At 59.5% G+C, this 18,512-nt stretch carries 16 protein-coding genes; 13 read left to right on the top strand and 3 right to left on the bottom strand.

Going from position 1 to position 18,512, the window contains the following annotated elements; translation table 11 throughout:
• Positions 1–29: 29 nt before the first annotated feature.
• Together KXD86_RS08290 and KXD86_RS08285 are read left to right on the top strand one after the other, a co-directional pair.
• Entirely contained in the window at positions 30–473 is a 444-nt protein-coding gene (locus KXD86_RS08290) for a type II toxin-antitoxin system RatA family toxin (protein WP_218635565.1), read from the top strand.
• A complete protein-coding gene (locus KXD86_RS08285) occupies positions 473–754 on the top strand; it encodes an RnfH family protein (RefSeq protein ID WP_218635564.1) in 282 nt (93 codons plus the stop codon). The genes KXD86_RS08290 and KXD86_RS08285 overlap by 1 nt, the downstream gene beginning before the upstream one ends.
• A gap of 8 nt (positions 755–762) precedes the next feature.
• On the opposite strand, the gene KXD86_RS08280 is transcribed toward KXD86_RS08285, so the two are convergent.
• On the bottom strand, positions 763–1,089 hold the full coding sequence (locus tag KXD86_RS08280; RefSeq protein WP_218635563.1) for an outer membrane protein assembly factor BamE: 327 nt from the start codon (positions 1,087–1,089) through the stop codon (positions 763–765).
• Between the two features lie 122 nt (positions 1,090–1,211).
• Between KXD86_RS08280 and fur the strand changes: the two genes are divergently transcribed.
• Entirely contained in the window at positions 1,212–1,622 is a 411-nt protein-coding gene (gene fur / locus KXD86_RS08275) for a ferric iron uptake transcriptional regulator (protein WP_218635562.1), read from the top strand.
• Positions 1,623–1,697: 75 nt separating this feature from the next.
• Here the strand turns inward: fur and recN are convergent, their stop codons facing one another.
• Positions 1,698–3,377, bottom strand: coding sequence for a DNA repair protein RecN (gene recN, locus KXD86_RS08270; protein ID WP_218635561.1), 1,680 nt, complete (start codon positions 3,375–3,377; stop codon positions 1,698–1,700).
• 284 nt (positions 3,378–3,661) lie between these two features.
• Between recN and grpE the strand changes: the two genes are divergently transcribed.
• The 7 genes from grpE (at position 3,662) to greA (ending at position 13,465) form a co-directional block, all read left to right on the top strand.
• The gene (grpE, locus tag KXD86_RS08265) at positions 3,662–4,264 is read left to right on the top strand and encodes a nucleotide exchange factor GrpE (RefSeq protein WP_218635560.1); all 603 of its coding nucleotides are present in this window, start codon (positions 3,662–3,664) and stop codon (positions 4,262–4,264) included.
• A 91-nt stretch (positions 4,265–4,355) separates the two neighbouring features.
• A complete protein-coding gene (dnaK, locus tag KXD86_RS08260) occupies positions 4,356–6,281 on the top strand; it encodes a molecular chaperone DnaK (RefSeq protein ID WP_218635559.1) in 1,926 nt (641 codons plus the stop codon).
• Between the two features lie 78 nt (positions 6,282–6,359).
• A complete protein-coding gene (dnaJ, locus tag KXD86_RS08255; protein ID WP_218635558.1) occupies positions 6,360–7,487 on the top strand; it encodes a molecular chaperone DnaJ in 1,128 nt (375 codons plus the stop codon).
• A gap of 26 nt (positions 7,488–7,513) precedes the next feature.
• Positions 7,514–8,314 (top strand): 4-hydroxy-tetrahydrodipicolinate reductase, encoded by an 801-nt coding sequence (gene dapB / locus KXD86_RS08250; RefSeq protein WP_218635557.1) that lies wholly within the window; start codon positions 7,514–7,516, stop codon positions 8,312–8,314.
• 227 nt (positions 8,315–8,541) lie between these two features.
• Positions 8,542–9,672 carry a glutamine-hydrolyzing carbamoyl-phosphate synthase small subunit gene (carA, locus tag KXD86_RS08245; protein ID WP_218635556.1) on the top strand — a complete coding sequence of 377 codons (1,131 nt, stop codon included), beginning with the start codon at positions 8,542–8,544 and terminating at the stop codon, positions 9,670–9,672.
• 90 nt (positions 9,673–9,762) lie between these two features.
• The gene (gene carB / locus KXD86_RS08240) at positions 9,763–12,981 is read left to right on the top strand and encodes a carbamoyl-phosphate synthase large subunit (RefSeq protein WP_218635555.1); all 3,219 of its coding nucleotides are present in this window, start codon (positions 9,763–9,765) and stop codon (positions 12,979–12,981) included.
• Between the two features lie 4 nt (positions 12,982–12,985).
• Complete coding sequence (greA, locus tag KXD86_RS08235; protein ID WP_218635554.1) at positions 12,986–13,465, top strand: transcription elongation factor GreA; 480 nt, start codon at positions 12,986–12,988, stop codon at positions 13,463–13,465.
• Between the two features lie 75 nt (positions 13,466–13,540).
• Here greA and KXD86_RS08230 read toward each other — a convergent pair whose 3' ends face one another.
• Positions 13,541–13,852 carry a YhbY family RNA-binding protein gene (locus KXD86_RS08230; RefSeq protein WP_218635553.1) on the bottom strand — a complete coding sequence of 104 codons (312 nt, stop codon included), beginning with the start codon at positions 13,850–13,852 and terminating at the stop codon, positions 13,541–13,543.
• Between the two features lie 389 nt (positions 13,853–14,241).
• Here KXD86_RS08230 and ftsH point away from each other — a divergent pair, with 389 nt between their 5' ends.
• The 3 genes from ftsH (at position 14,242) to glmM (ending at position 18,443) form a co-directional block, all read left to right on the top strand.
• On the top strand, positions 14,242–16,185 hold the full coding sequence (gene ftsH / locus KXD86_RS08225; RefSeq protein ID WP_218635552.1) for an ATP-dependent zinc metalloprotease FtsH: 1,944 nt from the start codon (positions 14,242–14,244) through the stop codon (positions 16,183–16,185).
• A gap of 84 nt (positions 16,186–16,269) precedes the next feature.
• Entirely contained in the window at positions 16,270–17,100 is an 831-nt protein-coding gene (folP, locus tag KXD86_RS08220) for a dihydropteroate synthase (RefSeq protein WP_218635551.1), read from the top strand.
• The gene (gene glmM / locus KXD86_RS08215; protein ID WP_218635550.1) at positions 17,100–18,443 is read left to right on the top strand and encodes a phosphoglucosamine mutase; all 1,344 of its coding nucleotides are present in this window, start codon (positions 17,100–17,102) and stop codon (positions 18,441–18,443) included. The genes folP and glmM overlap by 1 nt, the downstream gene beginning before the upstream one ends.
• The last annotated feature ends 69 nt before the right edge of the window (positions 18,444–18,512 follow it).

The following is an 18,512-nucleotide window of genomic DNA, read 5'->3' as shown; positions in this document are numbered from 1 at the left end:
CGCGAATACAAGCAGGACAACCGGTTCCGATGCCCCATCAGATTGATAAAACTGCCCTCGTCATGCACTCCGCGGAGCGAATGTTTCACCTGGTGAATGACGTTGCCCGCTACCCGGAGTTTTTGCCCTGGTGTGCCAACACGGAAATCCATGAGCAAAACGACGGGGAACTTACTGCCTCTATGGAAATTGCCAAGGGTGGCGTAAGGCACACCCTGACAACCCGCAATCAGTTGCAGATGCCGGAAGCCATCGAGATGAGTCTGGTGGACGGCCCGTTTCGCAACCTGACCGGTCGTTGGCACTTCAAGCCGCTGGACCACAATGCCTGCAAGGTCATCCTTACGCTGGAGTTCGAGTTTGCCGGTTCGCTGTCGCGCATGGCGTTTGGAACGGTGTTCAGCCAGGCGGCGAACACCATGGTCGATGCCTTCTGTAAGCGTGCGGACCAACTGTATTCGGGAGACATGTGATGCCGCAGGTTGAGGTTGCATATGCCCGGCCGGACAAGCAGGAGATCGTGCCGGTCACGGTGCCGGAGGGCACCACAGCGTTGGAAGCGGTCAAGCTTTCAGGGATTGTCGGGATCTTTCCGGAAGTTGATCCGGATGCCATCGACATGGGTATCTTTGGCAAGGTGATCAAGGATCCCGCGGCCCATGAGCTGCGGGACGGCGATCGGGTGGAACTGTATCGGCCGCTCAAGATCGACCCGAAACAGGCGCGCCTGAACCGGGCCAAGAAGAAAGGGTAGTTTGCGGGTCAGTACGCCGGCGTCTCTTCCAGCAATTGGGCTTCGTAATGGGAGAAACGGTCGTTGTCGTAGTAGACGATGATGCGTTGTTCCCGGATGTCTCCGCCACTGCGCTGGAAAGTATAGATGTAGTATTCCCGGGAGGCATCGACCGGGTTCAGCATCATCGGGGTTCCCATCACCGCGTGCACCTGGCTGCGGGGCATGCCTTCGGTAAGTGCAGTCAGCTCTTCATCGGTGACGATGTTGCCTTGCTGGACGTTGATTTTGTAGACGCCCGGGAAGCCACATCCGGTCAGAATGAGAGTGAGAATCAGAGCTGTGAGCTTTTGCATCGCCGGGGGAAATCCTCTATCTTGAAATCGCCTGCCTGAGGCAGGTGTGGCACGGGGTAACCGTCTAATGGCGGCTTCATCATACCGGAAGCCGTGAAGCACACCAAAGAGCGAATAGTAACATGTCATCTGAAAACGCCGAATTACGAAAAGTCGGTCTCAAAGTTACTCTGCCGAGAGTCAAGATCTTCAACATTCTTGAGAACGCCGACGAGCACCACCTGAGTGCCGAAGATGTCTACAAGAAGCTCCTGGAGCAGGGGGATGACGTGGGGCTGGCGACCGTTTACCGGGTGTTGACCCAGTTCGAAGCCGCGGGCCTGGTGCTGCGCCACAACTTCGAGGGTGGTCACGCGGTCTTCGAAATGGCGGGCGATGATCATCATGACCACATGGTTTGCACCCAGACCGGTGAAGTCATTGAGTTCGTTGACGAAATCATCGAAGAGCGCCAGAAAAAGATTGCCGAGGAGCGTGGCTATGAGATCGTTGATCACAGTCTGATCCTCTACGTAAAACCGGTGAAGTCATAAAACAAAAAAGGGGCGGGTGAATCACCCGCCCAACAGCTCTCAGGATCGAGAGGGGTAGAGGTTCGATGGACTGCTTCAGTGGTGCGTGGCCTGCCCTTTGGAAAACATTTCCTGGGCGTGGGCGATGGTATGCTCGGTCATGTCGACGCCGCCTAGCATGCGTGCCACTTCACTGATCCTTCCTTGATCATCCAGTGTTTCAATCTTCGAGAACGTTGCGTCTTTTTCGGTGAACTTGCTGACGAACAGGTGTTGATGGCACTGCGCCGCCACTTGCGGCAGGTGCGTTACGCACAGTACCTGGCCGTTCTCACCCAGGGCTCGTAACAGGCGGCCGACCACTTCGGCGGTGCCGCCGCCAATACCGACGTCCACTTCGTCAAAGACCAGGGTCGGTGTGGTTGAGGTCTGGGCCACCACGACCTGAATAGCGAGGCTGATCCGGGACAGTTCGCCGCCGGAGGCGACCTTGGCCAGCGGCCGGGCTGGCTGGCCCGGGTTGGCGCTGACCAGGAACTCGATGTCCTGCTCACCGTGCGGCGCTGGCTCATTCCTGGCATTGCGGTTCAGGTGTGTCACGAACTGCACCGATGGCATGCTCAACTGCGCCAGCTCCTCGGCAATACGCTGGTCCAGCTCTACGGCCGCCCGCTCCCGGGCTTCCGTCAGCTGTCCGGCGAGTTCGTCAAACACGGCGCGCTGTTTTTCCAGTTCCGCTTCCAGTTGTTCCAGGCTTCCGGCGCCGCCGTCCAGTTCGGCCAATTCCGCGGACAGTCTCTGATGCAGTTCTGGCAGGTCTTCCGGGTTAATTCGATGCTTGCGGGCCATCTGAAAAATGGCGCTCAAGCGTTCTTCCACTTGCGCCAGTCGTTCCGGATCGGCTTCGTAGTCATCCACGAAGCGGCGAAGGTTGTCGCCCGCCTCGCTGATCTGGATCTGGGCTTCGTTCAGCATCTGAATGGTGTCGGCCAACGCCGGGACCTCGACGGGTAACTGCTCCAGTTGCTGCAACGCCTGACGTACCAGGTCGGCCGCACTGGTTTCCTCTTCGGTGCAAAGCAGGGCGGCCTGGTGGCTGCTGTGCAGCACGGCGTCGGCCTGGCTCAATTGCGCCTGTTCCTGTTCCAGTTGTTCCTGTTCGCCGTCCTCCAGGGCCAGTCGGTCCAGTTCCTCCACCTGGTAACGCATCAGTTGCAGCTTGGCTTCGGTTTCGTCGGCATTCTGCTGGCGTTCGCTGAGTCGCTGGCGAGTCTGGTGCCAGGTCTTCCAGGCGGCATGGGTGTTGGCGGCCAGGGTTTCAACGCCGGCAAACTCGTCCAGCAGTTTGCGGTGGGTTTCCTTGCGAAGCAGGGACTGATGCTGATGCTGGCTGTGAATGTCCATTAGCAGGCCACCGAGGTCCTTCAGGTGGGCAAGCGGGCAGGGTTGGCCATTTATGTAAGCGCGGGAGCGGCCATCTTTGCTGATCACACGGCGGAGGATGCAGTCGCTGTCGTCATCCAGTTCGTGGTCTTCCAGCCATTGGGCGGCCTCGGGAATGTTGGCGACGTCGAAGGTGGCGGTAATGTCGGCACGCTTGGCGCCGTGGCGAACGGCCCCGGCGTCAGCCCGGCCGCCCATGGCGAGCCCGAGGGCGTCCAGGACAATGGATTTGCCGGCACCGGTCTCACCGGTCAGGGCCGTCATGCCTTTGCTGAACTGGAGTTCCACCCGTTCGGCGATGGCGTAATTGGAAACCGTAAGCTGTGTGAGCATGCAGAAAACCTCCGCGTCCTTCGAAATGCTGCGCTGACCCACCCGGTCCGGGATCTGGTCGACTACTGTGATTTCATACAGTGACTGTGAATATATACAGGGTTTTTCCGGTTTGCAAATTCCCGGGCGTGAATTTGTGCCGGATTAATCGCCGGGGTGGTTGAAACCTGCAAGCTGGGCCCCATATCCGTTCGCAACTACAGTTTTCCGGCTCGCTGCGGTCGGAAGTCACGTTGAATCGGCCGTATCAGACATCGGCCGCCGGATAGTTAGCAGGAGTGGTCATGAGCACTGACGAAAACCGCAACGAACAGGTAGAAGACGAGCTGAAGGAAGCAACCGAAGCGGCTGCCGAGGAAGCGCAGGCAAACGATGAGGTTGCAGAGGGCGAAGATTCCGAAGTCGAGGCGCTGCGGGCTCAGGTCAAGGAGGCGCAGGAGCAGATGTTGCGCGCCCAGGCCGAGATGCAGAACGTCCGTCGGCGTGCCGAGATCGACGTCGAAAAAGCGCACAAGTTTGCGCTCGAGAAGTTCGTGAAGGAGTTGCTGCCTGTTGCGGACAGCCTGGAAAAGGCCGTCGAAAGTACTGAGGCCAACGAGAACACCGGTGAGGTGGTTGCTTCCATCCGCGAAGGTGTGGAAATGACCCTCAGCCTGTTCATGAGCAGTCTTGGCAAATTCAACGTTGAGCAGCTCAACCCGGTAGGCGAACCGTTCGACCCCCAGCAGCACGAAGCTATGTCCATGGTGCCGGCGCCTGATGCCGAGCCCAACAGCGTTGTGGCGGTGGTTCAGAAGGGTTACCTGCTGAACGGCCGTGTTGTGCGTCCGGCCATGGTGGTTGTCGCCAAGGCAGAGGATTCGCCAAAAATTGATGAGCAGGCTTGAAAAGCCGATTAAAGCGCCAATATAGCCAGTAAATGGCGAGAGCCGGGGCAGTTGTCTCCGGGAAAGCATTCAGAAGAATTGGAGTGACTCAATGAGCAAGATTATCGGTATCGACCTGGGAACCACGAACTCCTGTGTTGCCATCATGGATGGCGACAAGGTCAAGGTTATTGAAAACGCCGAGGGTGATCGCACCACGCCGTCCATCATCGCGTACACCGACGATGGCGAAACCCTGGTAGGTCAGTCTGCGAAACGTCAGGCGGTGACCAACCCGAACAACACCCTGTACGCCATCAAGCGTCTGATCGGCCGTCGCTTCGAAGACGACGTTGTTCAGAAAGACATCAAGATGGTGCCGTACAAGATCACCAAGGCCGATAATGGCGATGCCTGGGTTGAGGTGAAGGGCGAGAAGATGGCGCCGCCGCAGGTGTCTGCAGAAGTTCTGAAGAAAATGAAGAAAACTGCAGAAGACTACCTGGGCGAGAAGGTGACCGAGGCGGTTATCACTGTGCCGGCTTACTTCAACGACAGCCAGCGTCAGGCCACCAAGGACGCCGGCAAGATCGCCGGTCTGGAAGTGAAGCGGATCATCAACGAGCCGACCGCGGCGGCCCTGGCCTATGGCCTGGACAAGAAGAGCGGCGACCGCACGGTAGCGGTTTATGACCTCGGTGGTGGCACCTTCGACCTGTCCATCATTGAAATTGCCGATGTCGATGGCGAGCACCAGTTCGAAGTACTGGCCACCAACGGTGACACTTTCCTGGGTGGTGAAGACTTCGACCTGAAGATCATCGAGTTCCTGGCCGACCAGTTCAAGAAAGACAGCGGTATCGACCTGCGCGGTGACTCATTGGCCATGCAGCGTCTGAAGGAAGCCGGCGAGAAGGCCAAGATCGAGCTTTCCAGCAGCCAGCAGACCGACGTGAATCTGCCGTACATCACGGCCGATGCCAGTGGTCCGAAGCACATGAACGTCAAGCTGACCCGTGCCAAGCTCGAGTCACTGGTAGAAGATCTGGTCCAGCGCAGCCTCGAGCCGTGTAAAGTTGCTCTGCAGGACGCGGGCATGAAGGCCGGTGAAATCGACGAGGTGATCCTTGTTGGTGGTCAGACCCGCATGCCGTTGGTTCAGGAAAAAGTGAAAGAGTTCTTCGGCAAAGAAGCCCGCAAGGACGTGAACCCTGACGAGGCGGTTGCGATGGGCGCTGCGATTCAGGCAGCCGTACTGTCCGGCGACGTGAAAGACGTGTTGCTGCTGGACGTAACGCCGCTGACCCTGGGCATCGAAACCATGGGTGGCGTGGCGACTCCGCTGATCGACAAGAACACCACGATCCCGACCAAGAAGTCGCAGACGTTCTCCACAGCGGATGACAACCAGACTGCGGTGACCATTCACGTGGTTCAGGGTGAGCGCAAGCAGGCCGCCCAGAACAAGTCGCTTGGCCGTTTTGACCTGGCTGACATCCCGCCGGCGGCGCGAGGGGTGCCGCAGATCGAAGTGACCTTCGATATCGACGCGAACGGTATCCTGAATGTGTCTGCGAAAGACAAGGCGACCGGCAAAGAGCAGTCCATCGTGATCAAGGCCTCTTCCGGCCTGAACGACGACGAAATCGAGAAGATGGTGCGGGACGCCGAGGCGAACGCCGAGGAAGATCGCAAGTTCGAGGAGCTGGTTCAGGTCCGCAACCAGGGTGATGCGATGGTTCACGCGGTTCGCAAGACCCTGACTGAAGCTGGCGACAAGGTCAGTGACAGTGAGAAAGAGTCGATCGAGGCTTCCATCAAGGAGCTCGAGACCGCTCTGGAAGGATCTGACAAGGCCGATATTGAAGCCAAGACCCAGAAGCTGACAGAAGTCTCTTCGGAGCTGGCTCAGAAGATGTATGCAGAAGAAGGTGCACAGGCCCAGCAAGCGGGTGGGCAGGAAGACGCCCAGGCCCAGCAGGCTGACGACGCCGTTGACGCCGAGTTTGAGGAAGTCAAAGACGACGACAAGCGGTAATTCTGACGTACATCAGGTAGTTGGAAAACGCGGGGAAGTTCCCCGCGTTTTCCGCGTTTAAAAACAGGGTTTTAAAGCATGGCCAAGCGCGATTATTACGAGATTCTCGGGATTTCCCGGGACGCGGACGAGAAGGAAGTCAAGCGAGCCTACCGCAAGCTTGCGATGAAGTATCACCCCGACCGTAACCCGGACGACGCCGACGCCGAGAACAAGTTTAAGGAGGCCAGCGAAGCCTACGAGATTCTGGCGGACGACTCCAAGCGGGCCGCCTATGATCAGTTCGGTCACGCCGGCGTTGACGGTCAGGCCGGTGGTGGCTTCGGAGGTGGCGGCGCCAGCTTCTCCGACATCTTCGGCGATGTCTTCGGTGACATCTTTGGTGGCGGTGGCGGACGAGGCCGCAATACCCGTGGTGCGGATCTGCGCTACACCCTGGAGCTGGATCTCGAAGAGGCGGTGAAGGGCAAGAACGTTCAGATCAAGATTCCCGGCCACCGGGAATGCGAAGTCTGCGATGGCAGCGGCGCGGAGAAAGGTTCGACACCCGAAGCCTGTGGCACCTGTAAGGGCATGGGGCAGGTCCGGATGCAGCAGGGTTTCTTTACCGTGCAGCAGGCCTGTCCGACGTGCCGTGGCTCTGGCCAGATCATCAAGAATCCCTGTAAAGCCTGCCATGGACAGGGCCGGGTTCAGGAAGAGAAAACGCTGTCGGTGAAAGTGCCGCCGGGCGTGGATACCGGTGACCGCATTCGCCTCTCTGGCGAAGGCGAGATGGGGATCGATGGTGGGCCTCCGGGCGATCTTTACGTTCAGATCGCGGTGCGCGAGCATTCCATCTTTACCCGGGATGGTCGCAACCTGTATTGCGAAGTTCCGATCAGCATTGTGGATGCGTCCCTCGGCGGTGAGCTGGAGGTGCCGACCCTGGATGGCCGGGTGAAGCTGAAGATTCCACCCGAGACCCAGACCGGCAAGCTGTTCCGTCTGCGTAACAAGGGTGTGAGCCCGGTGCGTGGTGGTCCGGCCGGTGACCTGCTGTGCCGTGTGATTGTTGAAACGCCGGTCAACCTGACCAAGCGCCAGAAGGAACTGCTGGATGAATTCCAGCAAACTCTGGACGGCGGCAACGGTACCGAGCATGCTCCGAAGAAGACCTCCTGGTTCGAGGGTGTGAAAAGCTTCTTCGATGAAATGAAATTCTGAGCGGCCGATTAAAGGGAAGCGCGATTATGAGGGTAGCAATCATCGGCGCCGCCGGGCGCATGGGCAAGGTGTTGATTGAGGCGGTTGACGGTACCGAAGGTCTGGAGCTGGGCGCGGCCATCGTCGAGCCGGGCAGCAGCCTGATCGGGGCCGATGCCGGGGAAATGACCGGCATCGGCAAAACCGGTATCAAGATGGCCGGTGGTCTGGATGCGGTGAAAGACGATTTTGACGTCCTCATCGATTTCACCTTTCCGGACCTGACCCTGGCGAACGCGGAATTCTGCAAGGCCAACGGTAAAATGCTGGTGATCGGGACCACGGGTATGTCCGAGGCCGAGAAGGCCCAGCTTGCCCTGGCGGCGGAATCCACGCCGGTGGTGTTTGCCCCGAATATGAGTGTGGGTGTCAACGTGGTGCTCAACCTGCTGCGCACCGCCGCCCAGGCCCTCGGCGACGACTACGACGTCGAAATCATCGAGGCCCATCACCGACACAAGAAAGACGCGCCCTCCGGTACCGCTCTGCGGATGGGCGAGGTGGTGGCCGATGCCCTCGGTCGCGATCTGAAAGAGTGTGCGGTGTATGGTCGCGAAGGCTTCACCGGTGAGCGCACCCGTAAGGAAATCGGTTTTGAAACCATCCGTGCCGGCGATGTCGTGGGCGATCATACGGTGTTGTTCGCCACCGAGGGCGAGCGGATTGAGGTCACCCACAAGGCGAGCAGTCGCATGACCTTCGCCAAGGGTGCCATGCGTGCGGCGCTGTGGCTCAAGGACAAGTCCGCCGGGCTGTACGACATGCAGGACGTGTTGTCGCTCAAGTAGAGGCGCGCGGGTGATTTTGCATGGACAGAAAGCCGCATATTTTTTACAATAAGGCGGTTTAACTGCACCAAGCGTAGCTTTGAAAACGCTCAGGGAGCCGGTACGGTTCCCGGACAACAAAAAAGCGGGACGGAGTTTTGACTCCCTCTCGCTTTTTTGCGACCTGAATTTGCGCTTGCGTTCCTGTTCGTGACGAACCGATACGCCACTCGATGAGGATACAAGCCTTGAGCACACCTGCAATCCTTGCACTCGCAGACGGAAGCCTGTTCTACGGCACCGCCATTGGCGCTGACGGAGAAACCAGCGGTGAAGTGGTGTTCAACACCGCCATGACCGGCTACCAGGAAATTCTCACCGATCCGTCCTATTCCCGCCAGATTGTCACACTGACCTATCCTCACATCGGTAACACCGGTGTGAATGAGGAGGATGTGGAGTCTGATCGCGTCCAGGCAGCGGGCCTGATTATTCGCGATCTGCCACTGATGGCCAGCAATTGGCGCAGCAAAGGGTCGCTGGACGACTACCTGCGAAGCAATAACATTGTTGGCATTGCCGATATCGATACCCGTCGCCTGACGCGCATTCTCCGTGACAAGGGTTCACAGAATGGCGCGGTTGTGGCCGGGGCTGGCGCAACCGCAGAGCGTGCACTGGAATTGGCGAAAGCCTTCCCCGGCCTGAAAGGCATGGATCTGGCGAAGGAGGTCACCTCGGAAAAGATCTGGAACTGGACCCAGAGCGAGTGGACCCTGAACGACGGCTACGGCGAGCGCGGCGAAGCGCGGTTCAAGGTGGTTGCCTGGGATTACGGGGTCAAGTTCAACATCCTGCGGATGCTGGCGTCCCGCGGCTGCGACATCACGGTGGTGCCGGCCCAGACGCCCGCCGCGGACGTGCTGGCGATGAATCCGGATGGTGTTTTCCTGTCCAACGGCCCTGGTGATCCCGAGCCCTGTGACTATGCCATCAAAGCGATCCAGGAAGTGCTGGAAACCGAGATCCCGGTGTTCGGTATCTGCCTGGGGCACCAGCTGCTGGCCCTCGCCAGCGGTGCCAAATCCATGAAGATGGGCCACGGCCACCACGGTGCGAATCACCCGGTGCAGAACCTTGCTGACGGCACGGTGATGATCACCAGCCAGAACCACGGCTTCGCAGTGGACGAGAGTTCCCTGCCAGGCACGTTGGAGGCGACGCACAAGTCCCTGTTCGATGGCACTTTGCAGGGCATCCGGCGCACCGACAAGCCGGCGTTCAGCTTCCAGGGGCATCCGGAAGCCAGTCCGGGCCCCCACGACGTGGCGCCGCTGTTCGACGAATTTATCCGGCTGATGGAAGCCCGGTCTGCCTGAGGGCAGTGCTGCCGGACCAGTGTCCGGGAGCGACACGCGCCGCGTTTTGCGCTGCAAGAATTTTAACGTTGCTGACAGGTTTACCACGACATGCCAAAACGTACTGACATCCAAAGCATCCTGATCCTGGGCGCGGGCCCCATCGTGATCGGGCAGGCGTGCGAGTTTGACTACTCCGGAGCCCAGGCCTGCAAGGCCCTGAGGGAAGAGGGTTACCGGGTCATCCTGGTCAACTCCAACCCGGCGACCATCATGACCGACCCGGTGATGGCCGATGCCACCTACATCGAACCGATCACCTGGAAGACCGTCGCCAAGATCATCGAAAAGGAAAAGCCAGACGCCCTGCTGCCGACCATGGGCGGCCAGACCGCCCTGAACTGCGCGCTGGACCTGGAGAAGCACGGTGTGCTGCAGGAGCACGGCGTGGAAATGATCGGTGCCAATGCGGACACCATCGACAAGGCGGAAGACCGGGACCGTTTCGACAAGGCCATGAAGAAGATCGGCCTGGAATGTCCCCGCGCCACCATCGCCCATTCCATGGAAGAAGCCTGGAAAGTGGCTGACGATATCGGCTTCCCCTGCATCATCCGTCCCTCGTTCACCATGGGTGGCTCCGGTGGCGGTATCGCCTACAACCGGGATGAATTCGAAGAGATCTGTACTCGCGGCCTGGACCTGTCCCCGACCAATGAGCTGCTGATTGATGAATCGCTGATCGGCTGGAAGGAATACGAGATGGAAGTGGTCCGCGACAAGGCGGACAACTGCATCATCGTCTGTGCCATCGAGAACTTCGACGCCATGGGCGTACACACCGGGGATTCCATCACGGTGGCCCCGGCCCAGACCCTGACCGACAAAGAATACCAGATCATGCGGAACGCCTCCCTGGCGGTCCTGCGTGAGATCGGGGTGGAAACCGGCGGCTCCAACGTCCAGTTCGGTATCAACCCCGACACGGGTCGCATGGTCGTTATCGAGATGAACCCCCGGGTGTCTCGCTCGTCGGCACTCGCCTCCAAGGCCACCGGCTTCCCGATTGCCAAGGTCGCGGCCAAGCTCGCCGTCGGTTACACCCTGGACGAGCTTCGCAATGAAATTACTGGTGGCGTCACCCCGGCCTCGTTCGAGCCGAGCATCGACTACGTGGTCACCAAGATTCCGCGCTTCACCTTTGAGAAATTCCCCCAGGCCGACGCCCGGCTGACCACCCAGATGAAATCGGTGGGCGAGGTGATGGCAATCGGTCGCACCTTCCAGGAATCGCTCCAGAAGGCGTTGCGAGGCCTGGAAGTCGGCTCCGAAGGCTTCGATGAAAAGCTGGAAGATCTGAGCACCGAGGATTCCCAGGAAACCCTGATCAGCGAGTTGAACGTGCCCGGGGCGGAGCGCGTCTGGTACATCGGCGAAGCCTTCCGTGCCGGCATGAGCGTCGACGATGTGTTCCAGCATACCCATGTCGACCCCTGGTACCTGGTTCAGATTGAAGACCTGATCAAAGAAGAGCAGGCCCTGAAATCCGCCGGCAAGGCCGACATCGATCAGGCCACGCTGTTCCGCCTGAAGCGAAAGGGCTTCTCGGACGCGCGTCTGGCCAAGCTGCTGGGCATCTCGGAAGTGAGCCTGCGCAAACTGCGCCACGATCTGGGCATTCGCCCGGTCTACAAGCGGGTTGACACCTGCGCCGCGGAATTTGCCTCCGACACCGCCTACATGTACTCCACCTACGAGGAAGAGTGCGAAGCCGACGCCAGCGATCGCGAGAAGATTGTCGTCATCGGAGGCGGGCCGAACCGGATCGGCCAGGGCATCGAATTTGATTACTGCTGTGTGCACGCGGCGCTGGCCATGCGCGAGGATGGCTACGAAACCATCATGATCAACTGCAACCCGGAGACCGTGTCCACCGATTACGACACCTCCGACCGGTTGTATTTCGAGCCGATCACCCTGGAAGACGTGCTGGAAATCATTCACGTCGAGCAGCCCAAGGGCGTCATCGTCCAGTACGGCGGTCAGACCCCGCTGAAGCTGGCCCGAGGCCTGGAAGCGGCGGGCGTGCCGATTATTGGCACCAGCCCGGACGCCATTGATCGTGCCGAAGACCGTGAGCGTTTCCAGCAGATGATCACCCGACTGGGGCTCAAGCAGCCTGAAAACGCCACCGTGCGCAGTCACGAGGAAGGCATTCTGGCGGCGCGCGAAATCGGCTACCCGCTGGTGGTTCGTCCCTCCTACGTTCTGGGTGGGCGCGCCATGGAGATCGTCTACGATGAAGACGAGCTGGTACGCTACATGCGCAACGCCGTGCTGGTATCCAATGACAGTCCGGTATTGCTGGACCACTTCCTGAATGCCGCCATCGAGGTGGACATCGACGCCATCTGTGACGGCAAGGACGTGGTGATTGGCGGTATCATGCAGCACATTGAACAGGCCGGCGTGCATTCCGGTGACTCCGCCTGTTCGTTGCCGCCCTACACCCTGTCCCAGCAGGTTCAGGATGAAATGCGCGACGCCGTGAAAAAGATGGCGATCGAGCTGGATGTGGTTGGCCTGATGAACGTGCAGCTGGCGTGGCAGGACGGTGAGATCTACGTCATCGAGGTCAATCCGCGTGCGTCCCGAACGGTACCGTTCGTGTCCAAGGCCATCGGGGTCTCCCTGGCCAAGGTTGCGGCCCGTGCCATGGCGGGCGTGTCGCTGGCCGATCAGGGCTTCACCAAGGAAATCATCCCGACCTACTACGCGGTGAAAGAATCGGTGTTCCCGTTCAACAAGTTCCCGGCTGTAGATCCGATCCTCGGGCCGGAGATGAAGTCGACCGGTGAGGTCATGGGGTTGGGCGACAGCTTTGACGAAGCCTTTGCCAAGGCCGCGTTGGCAGTTGGCGAGCGCCTGCCGGTTAAGGGCACGGCCTTCATGTCGGTTCGGGATGTGGACAAGCCGGGCGCCGCGAAGGTTGCGCAGGATCTGGTGGATGCCGGGTTCAAGCTGATTGCCACCACCGGAACCGCCAAGGCCCTGAAAGAGGCCGGCATTGAGGTTGAGCGGGTGAACAAGGTCCGCGAAGGGCGTCCACACATTGTGGATGCCATCAAGAATGGTCAGGTTCAGCTGATTATCAATACCACTGAAGGTCGCAAGGCGATTTCGGATTCGGCGCAGATTCGCCAGTCCGCCCTGCAGACCAAGGTGACTTACACAACGACTCTGGCAGGTGGCGAAGCCTTCTGCCGGGCCATCAAATTCGGCCCGGAGCGCACTGTACGTCGCCTCCAGGATCTTCACGCAGGAAAGTGAGACTATGGCTGACAGAGTACCGATGACTAAGGGAGGCGAGAGCAGCCTCCGCGCTGAGCTTCAAAAGCTGAAGTCTGAAGATCGCCCGCGAGTGATTGCCGCTATATCCGATGCCCGTGAGCACGGCGATCTTAAAGAAAATGCCGAATACCATGCGGCCCGTGAGCAGCAGAGCTTCATTGAGGGCCGGATCCAGGAGATCGAGGGCAAGTTGTCCGCGGCCCAGGTGATTGACGTCACCACCATGGAAAATACCGGCAAGGTGATCTTTGGTACCACGGTTCATCTGTTGAACATGGATACCGATGAGCAGGTGGTCTACCAGATCGTCGGCGAGGACGAGGCCGACATCAAGGCAGGCAAGATTTCCATTTCCTCGCCCATCGCCCGTGCCCTCGTCGGGAAGACTGAAGGGGATGTGGTGGCTATTCGGGTGCCTTCCGGCACCGTCGAATACGAAATTGAAGAGGTGGAGTACGTCTGACCCAGAGGTGCGTCCATAAAAAAGCCGGCTCGGGAATCCCCAGCCGGCTTTTTTGTGCCTGGTCGGCGCCCGCCCTCAGTTCTTGTGGCGCAGCAGGTTGGATAGCTTGGGGTTGGGCTTCTTCGCCCGACGCAGAATAACCGCGATCTTGCCGATGGACTGGACCAGTTCCGCCCCGGCTGCTTCACACAGGGCGTTGACCGCCTCCAGGCGTGCATCACGGTCCGGGTTCGCAACCTTGATCTTGATCAGTTCGTGGTCGTTCAGGGCGCGCTCCAGTTCTTCCTGGAGTCCCTCGGACAGGCCCTTGTCGCCAACGATAATGACCGGCTTCAGGTTGTGGGCGATGGCCCGGTATTCCCGGCGCTGTTCCGGTGAAAGACTCATGATGTAATCTCTTTATGGGTGCAATTAAAAAATGGTCAGCGATGTAGGCGCTGGCAAAATTCTATAATGCGCGGATTGTAACAGATCACTTCCCGGTAGAAATGGCCGTTAACACTTACGGCGAGGGAATGGGGCCGATGCCGGAACATTTGAAGGGCGGCCGGGTCAAATCGGTCGACCGGGCGTTGTAATTTCCGATTTGGCGCCCAATATGAGGGTATGGCCGCAATTTTTCAGAATTGCAGGGGCTGTCCGGGCCGACCCGAGGGTCGCTCGTTTGTGGCCGATACGGATGGGCCGTTTCTGGTGGACGGGCGTACAATTGGTGTAAGGTGTCAGAAAAGGGTGGTTCCCGAGCGGACAGCTCTTCAATTCACAGGTGATGATCCTTGAACGATATGGCAAAAAATCTGGTTCTCTGGCTAATTATAGCCGCCGTACTGCTGATGGTGTTTCAGAATTTCTCTCCCACCACCAGCGGACAGCAAGTCAATTATTCCCAGTTTGTTGAGATGGTCCAGCAGGGCCAGGTCAGCAAGGTGACAATCGATGGCCTGGAAATCCAGGGCACCCGCGGTGACGGGTCCCAGTTCCAGACCATCCGGCCGCAGGTGTCCGACAACAAGCTGATGGATGACCTCCTGGCCAACAATGTGGAAGTCATCGGTAAGGAGCCCGAGCGCCAGAGCCTGTGGACTCAGTTGCTGGTGGCGGCGTTCCCGATACTGATAATCATCGCGTTGTTCGTGTTCTTCATGCGCCAGATGCAGGGCGGCGGAGGCGGCAAAGGCCCGATGTCGTTCGGTAAGAGCAAGGCGCGCCTGATGAGCGAGGATCAGATCAAGACAACCTTCGCCGACGTGGCTGGTGTTGACGAGGCCAAGGAAGACGTCAAGGAGCTGGTGGACTTCCTGCGGGATCCGAGCAAGTTCCAGCGTCTGGGTGGCAGTATTCCGAAGGGCGTTCTCATGGTGGGGCAGCCGGGTACCGGTAAGACCCTGCTTGCCAAGGCCATCGCCGGTGAGGCGAAAGTGCCGTTCTTCTCCATTTCCGGTTCGGATTTCGTGGAGATGTTCGTGGGTGTCGGTGCCTCCCGGGTACGTGATATGTTCGAGCAGGCCAAGAAACAGAGCCCGTGCATCATCTTTATCGATGAGATCGATGCAGTCGGTCGCCATCGTGGTGCCGGCATGGGTGGCGGTCATGACGAGCGCGAGCAGACCCTGAACCAGCTGCTGGTTGAAATGGACGGGTTCGAGGGTAACGAGGGCGTCATCGTCATCGCCGCGACCAACCGTCCGGACGTTCTCGATCCGGCGCTGCTGCGCCCGGGCCGCTTTGACCGCCAGGTTGTGGTGGGTCTGCCGGACATCATCGGTCGCGAACAGATTCTGAAGGTGCACATGAAAAAAGTGCCCCTGGCGGATGGTGTCGAACCAGTCCTGATTGCCCGCGGTACGCCCGGCTTCTCCGGTGCGGACCTGGCCAACCTGGTGAACGAGGCAGCGCTCTTCGCCGCACGCCGTAACCAGCGTCTGGTGTCCATGGAGGAGTTCGAACTCGCCAAGGACAAGATCATGATGGGCGCCGAGCGCAAGTCCATGGTGATGAGCGAGAAGGAAAAGCGGAACACGGCGTACCACGAGTCGGGTCATGCCATTGTTGGTCGATTGATGCCCGAGCATGATCCGGTCTACAAGGTCAGCATTATTCCCCGTGGCCGGGCCCTGGGTGTGACCATGTTCCTGCCCGAAGAGGACAAATACAGTCACAGCAAGCGATTCCTGATCAGCTCGATCTGCAGCCTGTTTGGCGGACGGATCGCGGAAGAGCTGACTCTCGGGTTCGACGGCGTCACCACGGGTGCCTCCAACGACATCGAGCGGGCGACGAGTCTCGCCCGTAACATGGTGACCCGCTGGGGGCTGTCCGAAAAACTGGGGCCGCTTCAGTATGACACCGACAGTGAAGAGCCGTTCCTCGGTCGCTCCGCTGGTCAGTCGCAGACGGTCTACTCGCCGGAAACTGCCCAACGCATTGATGAGGAAGTGCGGAACATCATCGATGAATGCTACGAAAAGGCGCGGCAGCTTCTGATCGACAACCGCGACAAGCTCGACTTGATGGCGGATGCCCTGATGAAGTACGAAACCATCGACCGGTTCCAGATTGACGACATCATGGAAGGTCGGGTCCCGCGTCCGCCGAAAGGCTGGGGCGACAGTGGCCCGACAGGTGGCGCCAAGGTTGATGAGCCTGAGCCGGCATCCGAGCCCAAAGGCTCCGATGATGGTCGTCAGCCTGGTGTTGGTCGGCCTGCAGGCGAGCACTAACGCCACCAGCGACCCGTAGGCACTACTTTTGCGCCGCCCGGATACCGGGCGGCGTTTGTTTTTGTTTTTCACAAAAGGTTTGCTATGGACATGAATTTTGCCGGGCGGGTGCTGGATATGTCCCGCTGTCACGTAATGGGCATCCTGAACGTCACGCCGGATTCGTTTTCGGACGGCGGTCAATTCAACCGCCCAGAGGCAGCGATGGCCCGGGCCCGGCAAATGGTCGCCGATGGCGCGGCTTTTATTGATGTCGGTGGCGAATCCACCCGGCCCGGCGCCACGCCAGTCTCCGTCCAGGAAGAGCTTGATCGGGTCTGCCCGGTGGTCGAGGCCATTGTCGGGGAGTTGGACGTGGTGGTGTCGGTGGATACCAGTGCGCCGGAAGTGATGGCTGAAACGGCGCGCCTGGGGGCCGGGCTTATCAATGATGTCCGGGCGCTGCAGCGTGAGGGTGCCCCTGAAGCCGCGGCAAAGGCCGATATACCGGTCTGCATCATGCACATTCAGGGGGAGCCGGACACCATGCAGGATCGCCCGGAGTACCGAAATGTCTGCCGGGATGTCAGTTCCTTTCTGACCGAGCGCATGCGAGTGGCTGAGCGTGCCGGCGTGCGACCCGAGAACATTATCCTGGATCCGGGATTCGGTTTTGGCAAAACCGTGGCGCACAACTTCCGATTACTCTCCGCCCTGGAACAGTTGCATGTGTTGGGGCACCCCTTGCTCATCGGTATTTCCCGGAAATCCATGCTGGGCGCGGTCACCGGCCGCGAGGTAAATGAACGGTTGCCCGCAAGCCTCGCCGCCGCGACAATATCAGCCATGAAAGGGGCCAGCATCATTCGGGTGCATGATGTCCGCGAAACAGTGGATGCCGTCAAGGTTGTGACGGCAATGAGGGAGGGGCGTTAATGTCCGCGAGAAAGTATTTCGGCACCGACGGGATTCGGGGTCGGGTCGGCGAGTCACCAATTACACCGGAATTCATGCTGCGTTTGGGCTGGGCGGCGGGCCAGGCCTTCAAGCGTGATGGTCAGCGCAACAGCGTGCTGATCGGCAAAGATACCCGCCTCTCGGGTTACATGTTTGAGTCGGCCCTGGAAGCCGGCCTTTCTGCGGCCGGTGTCGACGTCAAATTGCTGGGGCCGATGCCGACGCCCGCCATTGCCTATCTCACCCGCACGTTTCGGGCGTCCGCAGGCATCGTCATCAGCGCTTCCCACAATCCGCACCATGACAACGGTATCAAGTTCTTCTCGCCCGCCGGGACCAAACTCGACGATGCCCTGGAGGAAGAGATTGAGCGATGGCTCGACAAGTCCGTTGAGGTTTGCGATGCGAAAGAACTGGGCAAGGCTTCCCGGGTGGATGATGCCCCGGGGCGGTACGTTGAGTTTTGTAAAAGTACAGTGCCCAACGAATTCACGCTCGACGATATGAAGATCGTCCTCGACTGCGCCCACGGTGCAACCTACCACGTGGCCCCAAAGGTGTTCCGTGAACTGGGGGCGACCGTATCGGTGATTGGCGGGGAGCCGGATGGCCTAAACATCAACCTGAACGTCGGGTCCACACACCTGGATGGCCTCAAGAAGGCGGTGGTTGAAAAAGGCGCTGATCTCGGTATCGCCTTTGACGGCGATGGCGACCGGGTGTTGATGGTCGATCGAGACGGGTCTGAAGTGGACGGCGACGAGCTGTTGTATGTCATTGCGTCCCAGCGTTTCGCCGAGGGGCGGCTCAAGGGCGGTGTGGTTGGCACGTTGATGACCAATCTCGGTGTTGAGCTTGCCTTGCGGGAGCAGGGTATTGAGTTTGAACGCGCCAAGGTGGGTGACCGGTATGTGATGGAGCGGTTGCTGGCGAACAACTGGGTGCTCGGCGGCGAGGGCTCGGGGCACATGGTGATCCGGGACTGTACCAGCACCGGTGATGGTATTGTCTCGGCCCTGCAGGTTCTGCTCGCGGTCCACAAGTCCGGTAAAACGCTGGCGGAATTGCGTCAGGGCATGAGCAAGCTGCCCCAAACCATGGTGAATGTCCGGATTGCGGAACGCTTTGACCCCCTTGCGCGGGAAGATATTGTGGCGGCGGTTCGCAAGGCCGAGGCCGAACTCGGCGAAGCCGGTCGGGTGTTGCTGCGGGCCTCAGGCACCGAGCCGCTCATCCGTGTGATGACCGAAGGGCAGGATGCGGCGGAGATTGACCGCATCGCCCAGGAACTGGCTGCGGTGGTAAAGGCTTCCGCCGCATAATTTTGTATTTTCAGGCGGTTGTCTGTCGGGAGGGACTGCTGTATAGTTCGCCCTCCCTCGGATTTGGGA

Origin of the sequence: Marinobacter arenosus (assembly GCF_019264345.1) — a bacterium.
In the GTDB taxonomy this organism is placed as follows: Bacteria; Pseudomonadota; Gammaproteobacteria; order Pseudomonadales; family Oleiphilaceae; genus Marinobacter; species Marinobacter arenosus.
Note: the sequence above shows the minus strand (reverse complement) of the source record. Positions and strands in the feature narration are given on the sequence as shown.